Source organism: Enterobacter sp. ECC_219_Taxon_10 (assembly GCF_058354905.1).
Genome location: NZ_CM178005.1, coordinates 141,015 through 158,109 on the forward strand (window position 1 = coordinate 141,015; position 17,095 = coordinate 158,109).

At 55.5% G+C, this 17,095-nt stretch carries 17 protein-coding genes; 6 read left to right on the forward strand and 11 right to left on the reverse strand.

Annotated features, from left to right (window positions below; all coding sequences use genetic code 11):
- Positions 1-3: 3 nt before the first annotated feature.
- The 6 genes from AC4ICF_RS00580 to rfaD are packed head-to-tail and all read right to left on the reverse strand — an operon-like array spanning position 4 to position 6,192.
- Positions 4-1,218, reverse strand: a complete 1,215-nt coding sequence (locus AC4ICF_RS00580) for an O-antigen ligase family protein (RefSeq protein ID WP_316380409.1) — start codon at positions 1,216-1,218, stop codon at positions 4-6.
- Positions 1,206-2,114 carry a glycosyltransferase family 2 protein gene (locus tag AC4ICF_RS00585; protein WP_316380410.1) on the reverse strand — a complete coding sequence of 303 codons (909 nt, stop codon included), beginning with the start codon at positions 2,112-2,114 and terminating at the stop codon, positions 1,206-1,208. The genes AC4ICF_RS00580 and AC4ICF_RS00585 overlap by 13 nt, the downstream gene beginning before the upstream one ends.
- A 5-nt stretch (positions 2,115-2,119) precedes the next feature.
- Entirely contained in the window at positions 2,120-3,220 is a 1,101-nt protein-coding gene (locus AC4ICF_RS00590; RefSeq protein WP_316380412.1) for a glycosyltransferase family 9 protein, read from the reverse strand.
- Positions 3,221-3,223: 3 nt separating this feature from the next.
- Positions 3,224-4,207, reverse strand: coding sequence for a lipopolysaccharide heptosyltransferase RfaC (rfaC, locus tag AC4ICF_RS00595; protein ID WP_316380413.1), 984 nt, complete (start codon positions 4,205-4,207; stop codon positions 3,224-3,226).
- 3 nt (positions 4,208-4,210) lie between these two features.
- Positions 4,211-5,257, reverse strand: coding sequence for an ADP-heptose--LPS heptosyltransferase RfaF (gene rfaF, locus AC4ICF_RS00600; protein ID WP_316380415.1), 1,047 nt, complete (start codon positions 5,255-5,257; stop codon positions 4,211-4,213).
- Positions 5,258-5,259: 2 nt separating this feature from the next.
- The gene (gene rfaD / locus AC4ICF_RS00605) at positions 5,260-6,192 is read right to left on the reverse strand and encodes an ADP-glyceromanno-heptose 6-epimerase (protein ID WP_080329840.1); all 933 of its coding nucleotides are present in this window, start codon (positions 6,190-6,192) and stop codon (positions 5,260-5,262) included.
- 215 nt (positions 6,193-6,407) lie between these two features.
- On the opposite strand from rfaD, the gene kbl reads away from it, so the two are divergent.
- A complete protein-coding gene (gene kbl / locus AC4ICF_RS00610) occupies positions 6,408-7,604 on the forward strand; it encodes a glycine C-acetyltransferase (RefSeq protein ID WP_023309905.1) in 1,197 nt (398 codons plus the stop codon).
- 9 nt (positions 7,605-7,613) lie between these two features.
- Positions 7,614-8,642: an L-threonine 3-dehydrogenase gene (gene tdh, locus AC4ICF_RS00615; protein ID WP_042717745.1), complete on the forward strand. Its 1,029-nt coding sequence runs from the start codon at positions 7,614-7,616 to the stop codon at positions 8,640-8,642.
- A gap of 26 nt (positions 8,643-8,668) precedes the next feature.
- Here tdh and AC4ICF_RS00620 read toward each other — a convergent pair whose 3' ends face one another.
- The 5 genes from AC4ICF_RS00620 to gpmM are packed head-to-tail and all read right to left on the reverse strand — an operon-like array spanning position 8,669 to position 14,616.
- On the reverse strand, positions 8,669-9,583 hold the full coding sequence (locus tag AC4ICF_RS00620) for a hypothetical protein (protein ID WP_316380416.1): 915 nt from the start codon (positions 9,581-9,583) through the stop codon (positions 8,669-8,671).
- Positions 9,584-9,598: 15 nt separating this feature from the next.
- Positions 9,599-10,804: a glycosyltransferase gene (locus AC4ICF_RS00625; RefSeq protein WP_116342999.1), complete on the reverse strand. Its 1,206-nt coding sequence runs from the start codon at positions 10,802-10,804 to the stop codon at positions 9,599-9,601.
- Positions 10,805-10,824: 20 nt separating this feature from the next.
- Entirely contained in the window at positions 10,825-11,775 is a 951-nt protein-coding gene (locus tag AC4ICF_RS00630; RefSeq protein ID WP_163330032.1) for a divergent polysaccharide deacetylase family protein, read from the reverse strand.
- A gap of 3 nt (positions 11,776-11,778) precedes the next feature.
- Complete coding sequence (envC, locus tag AC4ICF_RS00635; protein WP_316380457.1) at positions 11,779-13,038, reverse strand: murein hydrolase activator EnvC; 1,260 nt, start codon at positions 13,036-13,038, stop codon at positions 11,779-11,781.
- 33 nt (positions 13,039-13,071) lie between these two features.
- Positions 13,072-14,616 (reverse strand): 2,3-bisphosphoglycerate-independent phosphoglycerate mutase, encoded by a 1,545-nt coding sequence (gene gpmM / locus AC4ICF_RS00640; protein WP_316380417.1) that lies wholly within the window; start codon positions 14,614-14,616, stop codon positions 13,072-13,074.
- A 246-nt stretch (positions 14,617-14,862) separates the two neighbouring features.
- Here gpmM and AC4ICF_RS00645 point away from each other — a divergent pair, with 246 nt between their 5' ends.
- Genes AC4ICF_RS00645 through gpsA form a run of 4 tightly spaced genes read left to right on the forward strand, consistent with a single transcriptional unit; the run spans position 14,863 to position 17,076 of the window.
- Positions 14,863-15,294 (forward strand): rhodanese-like domain-containing protein, encoded by a 432-nt coding sequence (locus AC4ICF_RS00645; protein ID WP_014882007.1) that lies wholly within the window; start codon positions 14,863-14,865, stop codon positions 15,292-15,294.
- A gap of 11 nt (positions 15,295-15,305) precedes the next feature.
- Positions 15,306-15,557: a glutaredoxin 3 gene (grxC, locus tag AC4ICF_RS00650; RefSeq protein ID WP_028015037.1), complete on the forward strand. Its 252-nt coding sequence runs from the start codon at positions 15,306-15,308 to the stop codon at positions 15,555-15,557.
- 32 nt (positions 15,558-15,589) lie between these two features.
- On the forward strand, positions 15,590-16,057 hold the full coding sequence (gene secB / locus AC4ICF_RS00655) for a protein-export chaperone SecB (protein ID WP_003860835.1): 468 nt from the start codon (positions 15,590-15,592) through the stop codon (positions 16,055-16,057).
- Positions 16,057-17,076 (forward strand): NAD(P)H-dependent glycerol-3-phosphate dehydrogenase, encoded by a 1,020-nt coding sequence (gene gpsA, locus AC4ICF_RS00660; RefSeq protein WP_116343007.1) that lies wholly within the window; start codon positions 16,057-16,059, stop codon positions 17,074-17,076. Before secB ends, gpsA begins: the two co-directional genes overlap by 1 nt.
- Positions 17,077-17,095 lie beyond the last annotated feature (19 nt).

Consider the following 17,095-nt stretch of genomic DNA (forward strand, 5'->3'; position numbering starts at 1 on the left):
CGCTTAATGATGGTTCCTGGATTGCGAGAAAGGGGGGCTCAACGCAAACAGGGTTACAAAGAAGATTAGGGCTTCTGAGCTCAGTAAAATGACGTCCGTCAGGCCATAAAGCAACAAAAGCAGCATGGTCGTCAGCAGCAGGCCATTTCTGTTCTTCAGCGCGTATGCGATTATCGAAACGAAGAAAAAGAGTAATATCGCCAGTCCCGGTAGCCCCTGCAGAGAGTATTTTTCGATGAATTCATTGTGCAGATGTATCCTAATATACTGGAGCGCCGAGGCGAGGTGGGGATGCCCTTCTTTAACATAACGCTGCGTCCATACCTCTCGGTCTTCAATTGATTGTCCCAGTGGGTGGGCAAGTCCGTTCTGAATACCAACAATCCACATGGAAAAACGCGCGCCGAGTGATGTGGCGTCATAGCCTTGTTGGAAGCGTTCTACTTCCATCTGTGTTTGATCTATTTTGGGGGAGATCAAAGGCTTGTAGCTAACGATAATAATGCCTGCCACAACACATAAGAAAATGAGCATCGATTTAAGATGAATTCTTCTGAAGTGGTAAAGCGTGAGCACAATCGCCAGAAGCAAATACAGCCCCATTGCAGCACGCGTCCCTGTCAAAAGAATGACGAACCAGGAAATTAATACGGTGAAACCCGCTACCACATACAGTTTTCTGTTTTTTTGAAGATAGAGACTGTACACCAGCGCCAGCGACAGAACTGAGTAAACATAGGCCGATACGGTAGGACGATTTATGGCCATCTCAACTCGATCTACACCCTGCGTTGCCTGCCACAAGCCATACCCCGTGGCGAGGACAAAACCCGCACCTGCCGCGTACAGGAAGTACTTCTGGAAAGCGCTTTTATCGACGTAATTTTTAAATCGGTCCAGATAAAAAACGAGAATGCTCGCTAAAATCAGTTTTTTACTGGCACCAAGATAATCACTGTAAGCGTTTAAACCTTCGCTGTGATATTCATACACCATATACCAGACAAGATTGAGCAACCCTATCAGTAATATAGGAAGCGCGATTGAAAAGGGGCGCAGGGTAATTTTTTTATATTCGCAAGCTAAGCCGATAATACTGGCATAAACTGCAATATAGAAAAATTCGCGTTGTTTACCTGAGCTCAGCAGCGCCAGCGCCAGCGAAATGAGGCTCAAAATCAGTGCCAGCTGATAGAGCCGCAGTTTTACTTTTTCCATAATGCCTCAATGACCCTTTTTTTGTAGCTGAAACGTACATCTCTGGAGAAGAAAAAAGAGAAAGAATAAAGTGATTTCACCCGCTGCTTAACCAGTTTGAGCTGCACATCGGTCAGGTGTTGTCGGTGATTACTGTAAATATCAAACCAGTGGCAATTAATAAGATGCTTAAATGATGGCGGGAATGTTTTTTCCATCTGTAATGTGCATTCAACCAGCGTAGCGATTTTACTGGCGTCAAGACGGCTCGACAAACTGCCGCTGCGTTTGATGTAATAATAGTGCCCCTGGCGCTGATAGACGATTTTACGCGATTGCATCAGCATGCCGGGAAATACCGCGAAATCTTCATAGCAGACCATAGAAGGGATCGGGTTGGTTGCGTACAGCCTGCGGTGTACGAATTGCCCGATGAGGTGCGCCTGAAAATCTTTGTGCTGCAAGAAACGCTTTATTGCATCACTTTGCGACAATGAGACGGGGGTGAATCCCTGCCAGGCGGAGGTAATTTTCCGCATATCGCGAATTTCCAGCAGGCGCGTCAGCAACATATCAGGACGCTCTGCTTTCAGGAAGGCGACGGCATCCCGGACGCTACCCGGCTTCAACAGATCGTCGCTATCCAGCATCGTGATGTATTCGCCCGACGCCAGCGAGACTGCGCTGTTTCGAACATGCCCTACGTTACGGTACTCAACGTAATGGGATTGGGCATGCGGAAGCTTTGGCAACCACGTCTCAATAATATCCTGTGTGGAATCACCGGAACTGTCATTAAAGATAATGACTTCGACTTCATCGCCTGCATTCTCAATCGCGTTTTGCAGGCTTTCCAGCGTGGCGTGAAGCGTGTCTTCAGCGTTGTGTGCGGCAATAATGATGCTGAGAAAAGCCATAATAATTAGTTTCCCTGCGCATCAAGGGCAGAATTTGCTGTTGGCAGTCCGCAAATGAAATGTTTGAGTTCGTCCAGCGATTCGTCTGTTACCGCGAAGAGTTCTTCCCGGCTTTGTGAGAAGTAATATCGTGTTTCAAAAACATACGAGCAAATGTTGTCATCATTACCAATCAGCAACACGTTGCCAAGCGGGCGTTGCTCATAGTGGCAGCACGGTCCGAACAGTAAGACGACCGGCACGCCCACCGCATCGGCGATATAGACATTCCCCGAGTCGGACGCGATATAGCAATCCATTTTAGAAATGGCCCACGGAAGCTCTTCCAGCGAGATCTTGCCAATCAGATTAATAAAGTTGGGCAGTTCACCGTAAGCGCGGATGATGTCGTCCATCCACGACTGTTCATTCGGAGCGCCAAAGACATAAAACTCGCAGGGTATGTCGGCGAGACGATCGGCAATCCGTTTCCAGATTCCCGGCGGAACGGTTTTCGCTTTATTTCCTGCGGCGATGCTGATGCCAATGCGGATCGCACCGGGTTTATCAAGGATCGCCGGGTAAGTCGCGGGTTTAAACAGTGGCTTTGTGGCGTGCTTGGGAGAGTCTTGCCAGGTCAGCGCACGATCCGCCAGCTTAAGATAGTTCGTGACGGACAGCGTCTTCTTTTCGTGCTTAACCGTACCATCGGCCGTTGCATAGAAAATCCCGTGATACCACCTGCGCGTATAAGTGCTTAAAAATTGCTTGTTTTTGGCATTGCACACGGAGGCGAAAAAGAGATTCACGCTGTTAGGCTGCAGGAGATAGACGTTGTCATAGCGGTTCATAATCCTGCAGGCAAAGCGAAGCTTTCGCCACAGGTTACGCTTTTGCTGCTCGATAAAAAAAATCTCGTCGATCGTCTCATCATGCTTCGCCAGCGCGCCAACGCTGCGGCTGATCAGAACGTCGCTTTTTTGCAGCCAGGCCAGAAGAGGCGTTGCATTAACAAAATCACCGATTTTGGCTGTCTGAATGACCAGGTTTTTCCCTGTCTCTTTGCGGAACAGCTTCCGGAGAAGCTTCACCGGAAAGAGTAAAATCAGCAGAAATACGTAACTCATGGGTTAAATATCCCTGTTGGAAAGCCAACGGCTGCCCTGTAAAAATGAAAAAATCGCATCTGCGCTGATATCCTTCGTTTGCTGAGTCGGGCTGACCATCTGATGCTGGTTTTTGCCATAGCCCCCGATCAGGCCGGGATCGGTCGGGCCAAAAAGTGTGATATTTGGACGATCCAGCGCCGCGGTTAAATGGCTTAAACCCGTATCCACGGAAACGACGGCGTTAGCGCCTGCCAGCTCTGCGGCAACCTGCGCCAGCGTGAGTTTGGGTAAAACCTCAACGTGGGTAAAGCCTGCTGCCAGACGCTCCGCACGCTGCCGTTCATGCTCAGCGCCCCACGGGAGTTTAATATGGATACCGGAGGGTTGCATTAGTTCAATCAGCCTACGCCAGTGCGTTTCCGGCCAGTGCTTATCGTCACGCGTAGTTGCATGCAGGAAGACAAGATAAGGCTGAGCACAGGGATCTGTATTGCGCAAAAAGTGCTGTGCAATGGCATAGTCGCCCTGGGTTTCCGGTTTCGCATAGCCGAGGCTTTTTGCGAACAGCTCGCGGGTGCGTTCCACGGCGTGCTGCTGTTTTGCGATGTGGTGGCGGCGGTTATAGAACAGGCTCGCCAGCGGTTCGCGGGCGGTGTGCCAGTCCATGCCGTGCTTTACGCCGTGCGCCAGACGCGTGACCAGCGCGGCGCTTTTCACCAGCCCCTGGGCGTCGATGATTGCGTCGTAACGCTGCGCCTGCACCGTTTCACGGAAGGTTTTACGCTCGGCTTTGATCGGTGCGGAGAACCACGCTTTGCGCCAGCGGCGAATCGCGACCGGGATCACGCGGTCAACCGCTTCATGCCAGGTGGGGATCTGCGCGAAGCCTTCTTCCACCACCCAGTCAAAACGGATGCCGGGGATGGCCCGCATAGCGTCCGTCAGCGACGGCAGCGTATGCAGAACATCGCCCATTGAGGAGGTTTTAACGATCAATACCCGCATCCGTTATCCTTCTTCGCTCAACAGCAGTTCGTTGAGCTCTTCGAGAACGCGCTGCGGGGTAATATCGATCAGGCTCTGATGGTAGCCTTCTGCGGCATCGCCCTTGCGTACCTTGTGGTAGCCAGTGATCAGGCGGATGACGCGCGCTTTGTGCGACAAGGGCGGGGTGAAGTCCGGGCTGCTTGGGCCATACAGTGCGACCAGCGGACGGTCCAGCGCGGCGGCGACGTGCATCAGGCCAGAGTCATTGCTGACCACGGCCTTACAGGCGGCAATCAGGATAACCGCCTGTTCAAGCTGCGTTTCTCCTGCCAAATTACGGCACCAGGCCTGTTGTTCATTGCTCAGCGTGGCGAGTATTTCGTTGCCCGCCTCGTGGTCCTTCGCCGAGCCAAACAGCACAATCTGGTAGCCTTCGTCGATCAGCTGTTTCGCCAGCTCCGCATAGTGGTAGTGCGGCCAGCGTTTTGCCGGACCAAATTCCGCGCCGGGGCAGAAGCCAACCATCGGGCGTTCAGACGAAATGCCAAACGCGTTGCAGGTGTGGGATTTCTCCCCGTCGCTAACCTGAAGCTGCGGCCACAGCAGCGGCTGCGGCAGGTCTTTCGCGCTGCGCATCACGCCTTTGTCGTAGGCCAGCGCCACGTAGCGCTCCACCATCAGCGGCCAGGCCTCTTTATCCAGCACCCGTGCGTCGTTCAGCAGGCCGTAGCGCATTTCACCGCGCCAGCCGGTACGGTGCGGGATTCCCGCAAAGAAAGGCACCAGGGCGGATTTGAAGGAGTTTGGCAGCACGTACGCGCGATCGTAGCGCTTCTCGCGCAGGCTGTGGCCGAGCTTGCGGCGCTCGCCGATTTCCAGCGCCCCGTGGCCAAGCGGCATCGGGATCGCCTCGTTCACTTCCGGCATGCGCGATAGCAGCGGACGGCACCATGCAGGTGCCATCACGTCGATTATCGCCTGGGGATAACGCGCCTTGAGCGTGCGATAAAGACTTTGCGACATCATCATGTCGCCCACCCAGGACGGGCCGATCACCAGAATCTTCATACTTATGCGTCGCGGTTCAGCCAGGCCATATATTCCGTTACGCCTTCGGCAACGGTCTTGAACGGCTTATCGTAGCCTGCGGCGCGCAGGTTGGTCAGGTCAGCCTGCGTGAACGCCTGATAGCGGCCTTTCAGCTTGTCCGGGAACGGAATGTACTCAATGCTGCCTTTTTTGTGGTACGCCAGCGTCGCGTCAGCCACTGCCTGGAAGGATTCCGCGCGGCCTGTGCCCAGGTTGAAGATGCCGGACACGCCGTTTTCCCAGAACCACAGGTTCACGGCTGCCACGTCGCCCACGTAAACGAAGTCGCGCTTGAAGCCGTCGCTGCCTTCAAACAGTTTCGGGCTTTCGCCGTTATTCAGCTGGGTATTCAGGTGGAACGCCACGCTCGCCATGCTGCCTTTGTGGCCTTCGCGCGGTCCGTAGACGTTGAAGTAGCGGAAGCCGACGATCTGGGAGTTCGCTTCAGGCAGGATCTGACGCACGTACTCGTCGAAGAGGAACTTAGAGTAGCCGTAGACGTTCAGCGGCTGCTCGTACTCGCGGGACTCGATGAAGTCCGAGGTACGACCGCCATAGGTTGCCGCCGAGGAGGCGTACAGGAACGGGATTTCACGCTCCAGGCAGTAGTGCAGAAGCTCTTTGGAGTACTGATAGTTGTTGTCCATCATGTACTTGCCGTCCCACTCTGTGGTGGATGAGCACGCACCTTCGTGGAAGATGGCTTCGATCTCGCCGAACTCTTCACCTGCCATAATCTGGATAAGGAAGTCTTCTTTATCCATGTAGTCAGCGATGTTCAGATCCACCAGGTTAACGAACTTGGTGCCGTCTTTCAGGTTGTCCACCACCAGGATGTCGGTGATGCCTTTGTCATTGAGGGCCTTGATAATATTGCTGCCGATAAAGCCCGCGCCGCCGGTAACGATGATCATAACTGTAACCTTTGAAGTGTGGAGCCCGGGGCCAATCCCGGACGCTAATGTTCATATCATATCATTAGTATGGCGACCCTTCAGCCATTCACCGATATGCAGCAGGGTTACACGTGATTTATGCTGCAAAAACGAGAAGAGATACTGCGTCATCTCGTCATGAACTATAGGTTTGGGTAATATGTGCCGAAATTTGCCGAGTCTGGAGAATTGCAATGCGTGGTGATTTTTACAAACAGTTAAACAGCGACCTCGACACCGCACGTGCGGAAGGGTTGTTCAAGGAAGAGCGTATTATCACGTCTGCTCAGCAGGCGGACATCACCGTTGCCGACGGCAGCCATGTGATCAACTTTTGTGCGAACAACTATTTAGGTCTTGCGAATCACCCTGAGCTGATTGCCGCGGCGAAAAACGGCATGGACACCCACGGTTTCGGCATGGCCTCCGTACGCTTTATCTGCGGTACGCAGGACAGCCACAAGCAGCTTGAGCAAAAGCTGGCGAGCTTCCTCGGAATGGAAGACGCGATTCTGTATTCCTCCTGCTTCGACGCCAACGGCGGTCTGTTTGAGACCCTGCTCGGCGCAGAAGATGCGATTATCTCCGACGCCCTGAACCACGCCTCCATCATCGACGGCGTACGTCTGTGCAAAGCGAAGCGCTTCCGCTACGCCAACAACGACATGGTCGAGCTGGAAGCGCGCCTGAAAGAGGCCCGTGAAGCGGGGGCTCGTCATGTGCTGATCGCCACCGACGGCGTGTTCTCTATGGACGGCGTGATCGCCAACCTGAAGGGCGTGTGCGACCTGGCGGATAAATACGACGCGCTGGTAATGGTCGATGACTCTCACGCGGTCGGCTTTGTCGGCGAAAACGGCCGTGGTTCCCACGAATACTGCGACGTGATGGGCCGCGTGGACATCATCACCGGCACGCTGGGCAAAGCGCTCGGCGGCGCGTCCGGCGGTTACACGGCTGCGCGCAAAGAGGTGGTTGAGTGGCTGCGCCAGCGCTCTCGACCGTACCTGTTCTCCAACTCTCTTGCGCCAGCGATTGTGGCCGCCTCCATCAAAGTGCTGGAGATGGTGGAGTCCGGTGCCGAACTGCGCGACCGCCTGTGGTCCAACGCCCGTCTGTTCCGTGAAAAAATGAGCGCCGCAGGGTTTACCCTGGCCGGTGCCGATCACGCCATTATCCCGGTGATGCTGGGTGATGCGGTCGTCGCGCAGAAGTTTGCCCGCGAGTTGCAGAAAGAGGGGATTTACGTCACCGGGTTCTTCTTCCCGGTGGTGCCAAAAGGTCAGGCGCGTATCCGCACCCAGATGTCCGCGGCGCATACGCCTGAACAAATTGAACGTGCGGTGGAAGCCTTTACCCGCATCGGTAAACAGCTGGGCGTAATTGCCTGAGGACGTGTGATGAAAGCGTTATCCAAACTGAAAGCGGAAGAAGGGATTTGGATGACCGACGTGCCGGAGCCGGAAGTCGGTCATAACGATCTGCTGATCAAAATTCGTAAAACCGCCATCTGCGGTACTGACGTTCACATCTACAACTGGGACCAGTGGTCGCAGAAAACCATTCCTGTCCCGATGGTTGTCGGCCACGAATATGTGGGTGAAGTGGTCGGCATCGGCCAGGAAGTAAAAGGCTTCAAGATTGGCGATCGCGTTTCCGGCGAAGGCCATATTACCTGCGGCCACTGCCGTAACTGCCGCGGTGGACGTACGCACCTGTGCCGTAACACCGTCGGCGTGGGCGTTAACCGTCCGGGCTGCTTCGCGGAATACCTGGTGATTCCGGCCTTTAACGCGTTCAAAATCCCGGACAATATTTCTGACGATCTGGCCTCCATCTTCGACCCGTTCGGCAACGCTGTGCACACCGCTCTCTCCTTCGACCTGGTGGGCGAAGACGTGCTGGTCTCCGGCGCGGGCCCAATCGGCATCATGGCGGCAGCCGTGGCGAAGCACGTGGGCGCGCGCAACGTGGTCATCACCGACGTGAACGAATACCGTCTGTCGCTGGCGCGTAAAATGGGCGTGACCCGCGCGGTGGATGTCTCTAAAGAGAGCCTGACCGACGTGATGGAAGAGCTGGGCATGACCGAAGGCTTTGACGTGGGTCTGGAGATGTCCGGCGCGCCACCGGCGTTTCGCACCATGCTGGACACCATGAACCACGGTGGGCGTATTGCGATGCTGGGTATTCCGCCGTCAGATATGTCCATCGACTGGAACAAAGTCATCTTCAAGGGGCTGTTCATCAAGGGCATCTATGGCCGCGAGATGTTCGAAACCTGGTACAAGATGGCGGCGCTAATCCAGTCCGGTCTGGATCTGTCACCGATTATTACGCACCGTTTCTCCATCGACGAATTCCAGCAGGGCTTTGACGCGATGCGTTCCGGCCAGTCAGGAAAAGTGATCCTGAGCTGGGATAAATAATCAAAAAGGGGCCAGCGGCCCCTTTTTTACTGATTCTTTTTCTCTTCGTCCGTCAGGTAACGCACCTTGCGGGTGTAGTCCTGCCCTTTGAATAACAGCTTATTATCTGGCGATTCAAGATACTTCTGCCATTCGGAAAGTGGGAAACCACCGTGCGCGCCAATCACCTCTTTCGGCACAACAGCTTCCTGTCCGCCGATCTTCTTGGACACCGGCCAGTTCATCCAGTCGCCCAGATTAACCGTTTTTAAATCCAGCATGTCCAGCAGCGCGGCGAGCGGCAGCTGATCGGTTGGCGGCTGCGTGTCGTCCATCAGTTCCCAGGTATCCTGGAACAGCGTCAGCCACAGCGGGCAGATACGGCGCCAGGTCTTTTTGGTGGCCGCAAGAAACGCGCCGTTAACGTGATCGACCAGATACGGGCGCACCGTCTCTTTGTAATACGCCGGCACTTTCTCCACTGGCGCACCGTCCAGCTTGGCAATCATTTTGCCCTGACGGAAGCTGGAGTAGATGTGCATATCGGCCATGTTAATTTCCGGCATTTTCAGCAGGTTGAGATCGGAATCGATCATCAATACGCCTTCACCGCGCGCCTGTAGCGGGGCGTTCAGCTTCACCAGACGGCTGAGGTAGATCTGCTTATAGCGGTAACTTTCCTCGCGTACCGGAAGGGTAAGCGTGACGACGCGGGTCTTTGGCGGGAGTTCGCCGAAAGCGGATTCAGGCTGATCGCTGACGATAACAATTTCGCTGACGTCGGTGGCATAACGTTCTGCAAATGTCGCTGACAACAACGCTTCTTCAACGAAATCCGCGCCCGTACACGGGATCACGATGGAGTCCACCGCAACGAGATCGCGCGTAACCGGAAGGGAAGCGTACGGAATGTTATGTCGCCCGGTGATGTGGCGGTAGCGAGCATTCAGGAATTTAAACATGTTGTTCTCGTTTGGTTATTGCGCGCCAAGAACGGCCTCGACACCGTTAACATAGCTTTCAATGGCATACACGTTGCAGACATTCTGATGCGCAGCCGCGGCGAGCCGGGCGCGCAGATCGGGATCCTGCCAGATATTATCCAGATGTTGAGCAAGTTTCGATACATCGCTCCACGGGAAAAGCAGCCCGGTCGCCTCGTGGTCGATCAATTCTGCCGTGCCGGTCACCTTTGAACCAATGACGGGGATGTTCAGCAGCATCGCTTCCAGCACGACGCGGGGCAGGCCTTCGCTCTGCGAGGCCAGAATAAACGCATCGAAGGTAGCGAGGTAGTCAAAAGGCGTGTTCTGGAAACCGGTAAAAATCACGTGCCCGGCAATACCCAGCGCCTCAGCCTGTGCCGCCAGCGCGCCGCGTTCAGCCCCTTCACCGACCAGCACCATCTTCCATTTTGCCTGCGGATGCTGCTGGTTGAACTGCGCCAGCGCCGCCAGCGTATGGTGGTTAGCCTTGCGGGGGATCAGCGATCCAATGCTGCCGAACACAAAGGTGTCGTCATCAATGTTCAGACGATGACGCATGGCGCGTCGGTCGGGCAAAGGCTGGTGGATGTCGATGGCATTGTTGACCGTTGTACACAGCTCGGGCCGGACGCCATGCTGAAGTAACACGCGCTCGACGCCGTGCGAAACGGCGATGATTTTTGTGGCATGGGCATTCACCAGCTTTACCAGCGGCGGCGTCAGCACCGGTTCAATCCGGCAGTGCTGAATTATCCGCGCATGCAGCTTCGCGCCCGCCAGGTAACCCTCTTCGTTAGAGCCTGGCTGGTTGTTCATGTACAGCGTATCGAAACCGCCTTCCCGGAAAATCGTCTCGATCTTGCGGACGTTAGGGCGAATGCGCCAGAGGGTATCAACATGGCGCGTAAGCGCCTTCCGGGCGCTGCGGGAGAAAAACAGCAGGCTGCGGCCCAGCTCTTTTGCGATTTTCGCCCATGCGGGCTGTTTATGCTGGGGAATGACAATTAAGGGAATGCCAATGCCGTTCAGCACCTGACCGATGGTTTGCCCTTCGGCCCGACTGTAGTCGCTGTAAAAACAACAGGTAATATCGAACTTCTCTCGGTTAATGCGCTTCAGAAGTTCGAGCATGCTGTTGGTGCCTCCTCCCCACTCTTTACCGGTATCGAGGAGCAGAATTTTGTGTCGTTGCGGCATTGTTCTACCTTAATCGCCTGTCACTGGGAGTGGTTCGCTGAGACTTTCTTACCCCATCCCTGCCACTGGTGCTGGAAGTATTGCACCAGCGTACTCTGGCTCACACTTTCGCTGATTACCGTGAAGAAGCGGGTTGCATGCACCGGCTCAGGCGGTTGTTTCAGCGTGCAGTTCTTCACGCCGCGGAACGGATTGCGCGGCTGCGTTGCCGGAGGTTGAGCGCTACCCGGACGAGACGTGTCTACCTGCGGTTCATTGAGCAGATCGCTCGGGCGCACCAGCGTGATGTCGGCAGGCAGGGAGGGCAACATCTGCTGTAGAACGCGCACCGTTGAAGGATGCGGGTGCCCAATGGCAATAGCCGAACCGTTACGGCGCGCCAGCGCTACCGCGCGGTTAAACTGCACGCGGATATCCGCTTCATTCTGGGAGTCGTCCAGGAAGACTTTACGCTTAATGACCTTTACACCCGTCCCCTGAGCGGCCCGCATCGCCTGGCTGTTGCCGATGGTCATGCTGTCGAGGAAGTAGAGATTGTAACGTTCCAGCGCCTGCATCACTTTCAGCATTCCATACAGGCTGGAGGTCATCGCGCTGCCCATATGGTTGTTCAGGCCTACGGCATACGGAACTTTGTTGTAGGCGTCACGGATGATGCGCTCGATCTCATCGCTGCTCATATCCGGGCGCAGGGTATCTTTTTCCAGCGGCTGCTTGCTGAGCGGGGCCATTGGCAGATGAATAAGCACCTGATGACCGCTGTTGTGGGCTTTGGTAGCCATCTCGTGCGCGTGTGGTGCATTGGGCAGGACGGCGACGGAGATGGCTGACGGCATCGCCAGCACCTGATTTTCATAGTGCGGACGATAACCGAAGTCATCAATCACAATCGCGAGTTTACCTGCATAAGCTGGTGCAGCCAGCGCCAGCGCGCTGACGACAGAGAGAATCATTCGACGAAACTGAAGCAAAACTTATCTTCCCAACCACGGCTGTGGATTGACCGCCTGACCCTGACGACGAATTTCGAAATAGAGTGACGGGCGGCCCTGACCGCCACTGCTGCCCACAAGGGCGATGGGTTGGCCGGCGCGCACCTGCGTGCCGACGCTGACCAGCGCGCTCTGGTTGTAGCCGTAAAGACTCATGTCGCCTTTACCGTGCTCGACCACCACCACAAGCCCGTAACCCTGCAGCCAGTCGGCCAGAATCACGCGGCCATCGGCGATGGCTTTCACTTCGCTACCTTCAGACGCACCGATAACGATCCCTTTCCAACGTAGCTCACCCTGCAGCTGTTCGCCATAGCGATGCAAAATAGAACCGCGAACGGGCCAGTATGCCTGACCGCGAGGGGAACCCAGGCCACCGGTACGCGACATGAGGGAACGTTCGCTCTCGCTTGGCTTGTAGGTGGTTCCTTTGCGGGAGGCTTCCTGCTGCTTGTCGCGAACCGCCTGCGCCTCGCGCGCCTCTTTTTCGGCGCGCGCCTTCGCTGCGGCTTCCGCACGGGCAATGCTGTTACGCAGTTTTGATTCGTTGGCGCGCATTTCGCTCAGCTGGCTTTGTCCTGCCTGAATGGAGGACTCAAGACCGGACAGGGTTTTCTTGCGCTCGTTACGGGCCTGCTCAAGTTTCGCCTGCTGCGCTTTTTGTTCGTAGAGCAACGTCTGTTGCTGGCTCTGCTTCTCTTCCAGCTCCGCTTTTTGGGTGGAGACCTCTTCGCGCGTCTGCTTCAGCTGCGCGATAGTCTCCTGACGCGCCTGGTTGAGATAGCCGAAGTAGGCCTGCAGGCGCTGGCCGCGTTGGCTCTCTTCGCCGCTGAGGATCAGCTGGAGTCCGGTATGTTCACCCTGGCGGAATGCAGCATCCAGCTGTGCCGCGAGGTTGCGCTCCTGCGCATCACGCTGGCGCTCCAGTTTGGCAATCGACGCGTTCATCTCGTCGATCAGTTTGTTCAACTCGGCGAGGGTGTTTTGCGTTTCACGGAGTTTACGTGCGGCAGCGGAGATGGCCTCTTCCTGCTGCTTAAGCTGGGCGAGCAGGGCGGAGCGCTGCTGTTGCTGCTGGCGTACCGCACGCTCTTTGGCGGCGATATCGGCCTGAATGGATTTCAGCTGGTCGCGGTCATCCGCGTGGGCGGATGCGGCGCACAGCAATACGCCAGCGCTGAGTGCGCTGGCGCAAAGCAGAGGTCTGACTGATAACCTAAGCGGCTTCACGACCCATGTGATTGAAAAAATCGCCTTTCCCCTCATGGGGAGCGATTATTCCACGATGAACAGCGGCTTACCAGTCATCTCTTCAGGGATCGGCATGCCCATCAGCGACAACATGGTTGGCGCGATGTCGGAAAGCTTGCCGCCTTCCACTGCTTTCAGTGATTTATCACCTACATAAATCAGCGGAACAGGCAGGTTGGTATGGGCGGTGTGCGCCTGGCCGGTTGCCGGGTCGCGCATCTGCTCGGCGTTACCGTGGTCAGCGGTGATCAGCAGCTGGCCACCAACGGACTCAACCACTTTCGCAACCTGCTCAACGCAGTGGTCCAGCGCTTCAACCGCTTTCACCGCCGCTTCCATCACGCCGGTATGGCCGACCATGTCGCCGTTCGGATAGTTACAGATGATAGTGTCGTACTTGCCGCTTTCGATCGCGGCCACCAGTTTTTCGGTCAGTTCGGCAGAGCTCATCTCTGGCTGCAGATCGTAAGTGGCGACTTTCGGCGAGTTGATCAGAATGCGCTCTTCGCCTTTAAACGGCTCTTCAACGCCGCCGTTAAAGAAGAAGGTCACGTGCGCATACTTCTCAGTTTCGGAGATACGCAGCTGGGTTTTGTCGTTCTTCGCCATCCACTCGCCGAAAGTATTTTCCAGCGAGGCAGGTGGGTAAGCGCAAGGCGCGTTGATATCTGCCGCATATTCGGTCAGCTGGATGAAGTTGATGTTCACCACTTTCTTACGGGCAAAGCCGTCGAAATCGCTGTTGACGAACGCACGGGTGATTTCGCGCGCGCGGTCAGCGCGGAAGTTCATGAAGATCAGCGCGTCGCCATCTTCCATCGCGGCATCGGCCTGGCCTTCAGCGCGGATCACGCTCGCTTTCACGAATTCATCGTTTTCATCACGCGCGTATGCGGCTTCCAGGGCTTCAACGGCGGTCGCGAACTGGAACTCACCTTTTGCCAGGGTCATCAGGTCATAGGCCTGTTCAACGCGATCCCAGCGGTTGTCACGGTCCATAGCGTAGTAACGGCCAATGATGGAGGCTACGCGGCCTTTGCCCAGCGCGGCGAATTTGTTTTCGAAAGCTTTCAGGGAGCCTTCTGCGCTGCGCGGTGGCGTATCGCGACCGTCCAGGAAGGCGTGCAGGTAGATTTTTTCCGCACCGCGTTCAGCGGCCAGCTCAACCATCGCCATGATGTGATCTTCGTGGCTGTGCACGCCGCCCGCGGAGAGCAGACCCATAATGTGCACCGCTTTACCTGCCGCAACGGCTTTATCTACCGCACCGCAGAGAACCGTGTTCGCGAAGAAGGTGCGTTCTTTGATTTCGACGTCCAGACGGGTCAGGTCCTGATACACGATACGGCCTGCGCCCAGGTTAACGTGACCGACTTCGGAGTTGCCCATCTGGCGATCCGGCAGGCCGACTTCCAGACCGGATGCATCAATCAGGGTATGCGGACGTTTTGCCCACAGCGCATCCATTACCGGGGTTTTTGCGTTGAAAATAGCGTTATCCTGGCTGTCTTCGCGGTAGCCATAGCCATCCAGAATCACCAGTACCATAGGTTTTTTAGAAACCGACATTGCAACAACCTCATGCTCAAGAGTCAAAATTTGCGTAATTTTACTACAGCTGAATCGATCAAATAGCCGCAGAAGATCAAAGAAAGCGCGGGGGCAAGATGCTGACCGGACCATTTTGAGGCATTTTTTTAGGTGGCATGCCGCAGAAAATGGATTAGGTTATGGTCGCTGGCTGTATTTGCCAGAACGCACAGGTATACTCCTGTCTTGGTTTTTTTATCACTTAGTCGGGAGTAGTTACCCTCCATGCAAGAAATTATGCAATTCGTTAGCCGCCATCCGGTTCTGAGCATCGCGTGGATTGGCCTGCTGGCTGCTGTACTGTTCACCACATTTAAGAGCCTGACGTCTAAGATTAAGGTTATCACCCGTGGTGAAGCGACGCGTCTGATTAACAAAGAAGACGCCGTTGTTGTCGATCTGCGTCAGCGTGACGATTTCCGTAAAGGTCACATTGCCGGCGCAATCAACCTGTTGCCAGCTGAAATCAAAGCGAACAACGTGGGTGAGCTTGAGAAACACAAAGCTCAGCCCATTATTGTTGTGGATGCGACTGGTATGCAGGCGCAGGAATCTGCCAGCGCGCTTTATAAAGCGGGCTTCGAAAACGTAACGGTACTGAAAGAAGGTATTTCCGGCTGGAGCGGGGAAAATCTTCCTTTGGTTCGCGGTAAATAAGGAGTTCAGTCATGGCCAATATTGAGATCTACACCAAAGCGACGTGCCCGTTCTGCCATCGTGCGAAAGCGCTGCTGAGCAGCAAAGGCGTAACGTTCCAGGAATTGCCTATCGACGGTGACGCGATCAAACGCGAAGAGATGATCCAACGTAGTGGTCGTACGACGGTTCCGCAGATTTTTATTGATGCGCAGCACATTGGCGGCTGTGATGACTTGTATGCGCTCGACGCCCGTGGTGGACTCGATCCGCTGCTGAGCTAAGAGACTTTAGGACAATTAAAAAGGGTATTTCCATGTCAGAACAAAACAACACCGAAATGACTTTCCAGATCCAGCGTATCTACACCAAGGATGTCTCTTTCGAAGCGCCAAATGCGCCGCACGTTTTCCAGAAAGATTGGCAGCCAGAGGTTAAACTTGATCTGGATACCGCATCCACCCAGCTGGCGGATGACGTGTATGAAGTCGTACTGCGTGTGACCGTGACCGCCTCTCTGGGCGAAGAAACTGCATTCCTGTGTGAAGTACAGCAGGGCGGTATCTTCTCCATTGGCGGCATCGAAGGCAACCAGATGGCGCATTGCCTGGGTGCATACTGCCCGAACATCCTGTTCCCGTATGCCCGTGAATGTATCACCAGCCTGGTTTCTCGCGGTACATTCCCGCAACTGAACCTTGCGCCAGTGAACTTTGATGCGCTGTTCATGAACTATCTGCAGCAGCAGGCTGGCGAAGGTGCCGAACAACATCAGGATGCCTGATGAGCACTGTTAATGCGTCAATGACTGTGATCGGTGCCGGCTCATACGGCACCGCTCTTGCCATCACGCTGGCAAGAAATGGTCACGATGTGGTCCTGTGGGGCCACGATCCAAAACATATCGCCACGCTGCAGCGCGACCGTTGCAATGTGGCGTTTCTCCCGGACGTTCCGTTCCCTGACTCTCTGCACCTGGAAAGCGATCTGGCGACCGCTCTGGCGGCCAGCCGCAACATTCTGATTGTGGTCCCGAGCCATGTCTTTGGCGACGTGCTGCATCAGATTAAGCCGCTGATGCGCCCGGATGCGCGTATTGTCTGGGCAACCAAAGGGCTGGAAGCGGAGACCGGACGCCTGCTGCAGGACGTTGCCCGCGAAGCGCTGGGTGATGAGATCCCGCTTGCGGTCATCTCTGGCCCGACCTTTGCCAAAGAGCTGGCTGCGGGCCTGCCGACGGCGATCTCGCTGGCATCCACTGACCAGGCCTTCTCCGACGATCTCCAGCAGCTGCTGCACTGCGGCAAGAGCTTCCGCGTCTACAGCAACCCCGATTTTATCGGCGTGCAACTGGGCGGCGCGGTGAAGAACGTGATTGCGATTGGCGCCGGGATGTCAGACGGCATTGGTTTTGGTGCCAACGCGCGTACAGCGTTGATCACCCGCGGCTTAACCGAAATGTCCCGTCTGGGCGAAGCGCTGGGCGCCGATCCGGCCACCTTTATGGGAATGGCGGGCCTGGGCGACCTGGTGCTGACCTGTACCGACAACCAGTCTCGTAACCGCCGCTTTGGCATGATGCTCGGACAGGGCAGCGATGTAAAAAGTGCGCAGGAGAAGATTGGACAGGTGGTGGAAGGCTACCGCAATACCAAAGAAGTTCGCGAGTTGGCGCACCGGTTTGGTGTCGAAATGCCAATAACCGAGGAAATTTATCAGGTATTGTATTGCGGAAAAAATGCGCGCGAGGCAGCATTGACCTTATTAGGTCGTGCGCGCAAGGACGAGCGCAGCAGTAACTAGTCGGAACCGTTGTCACCTG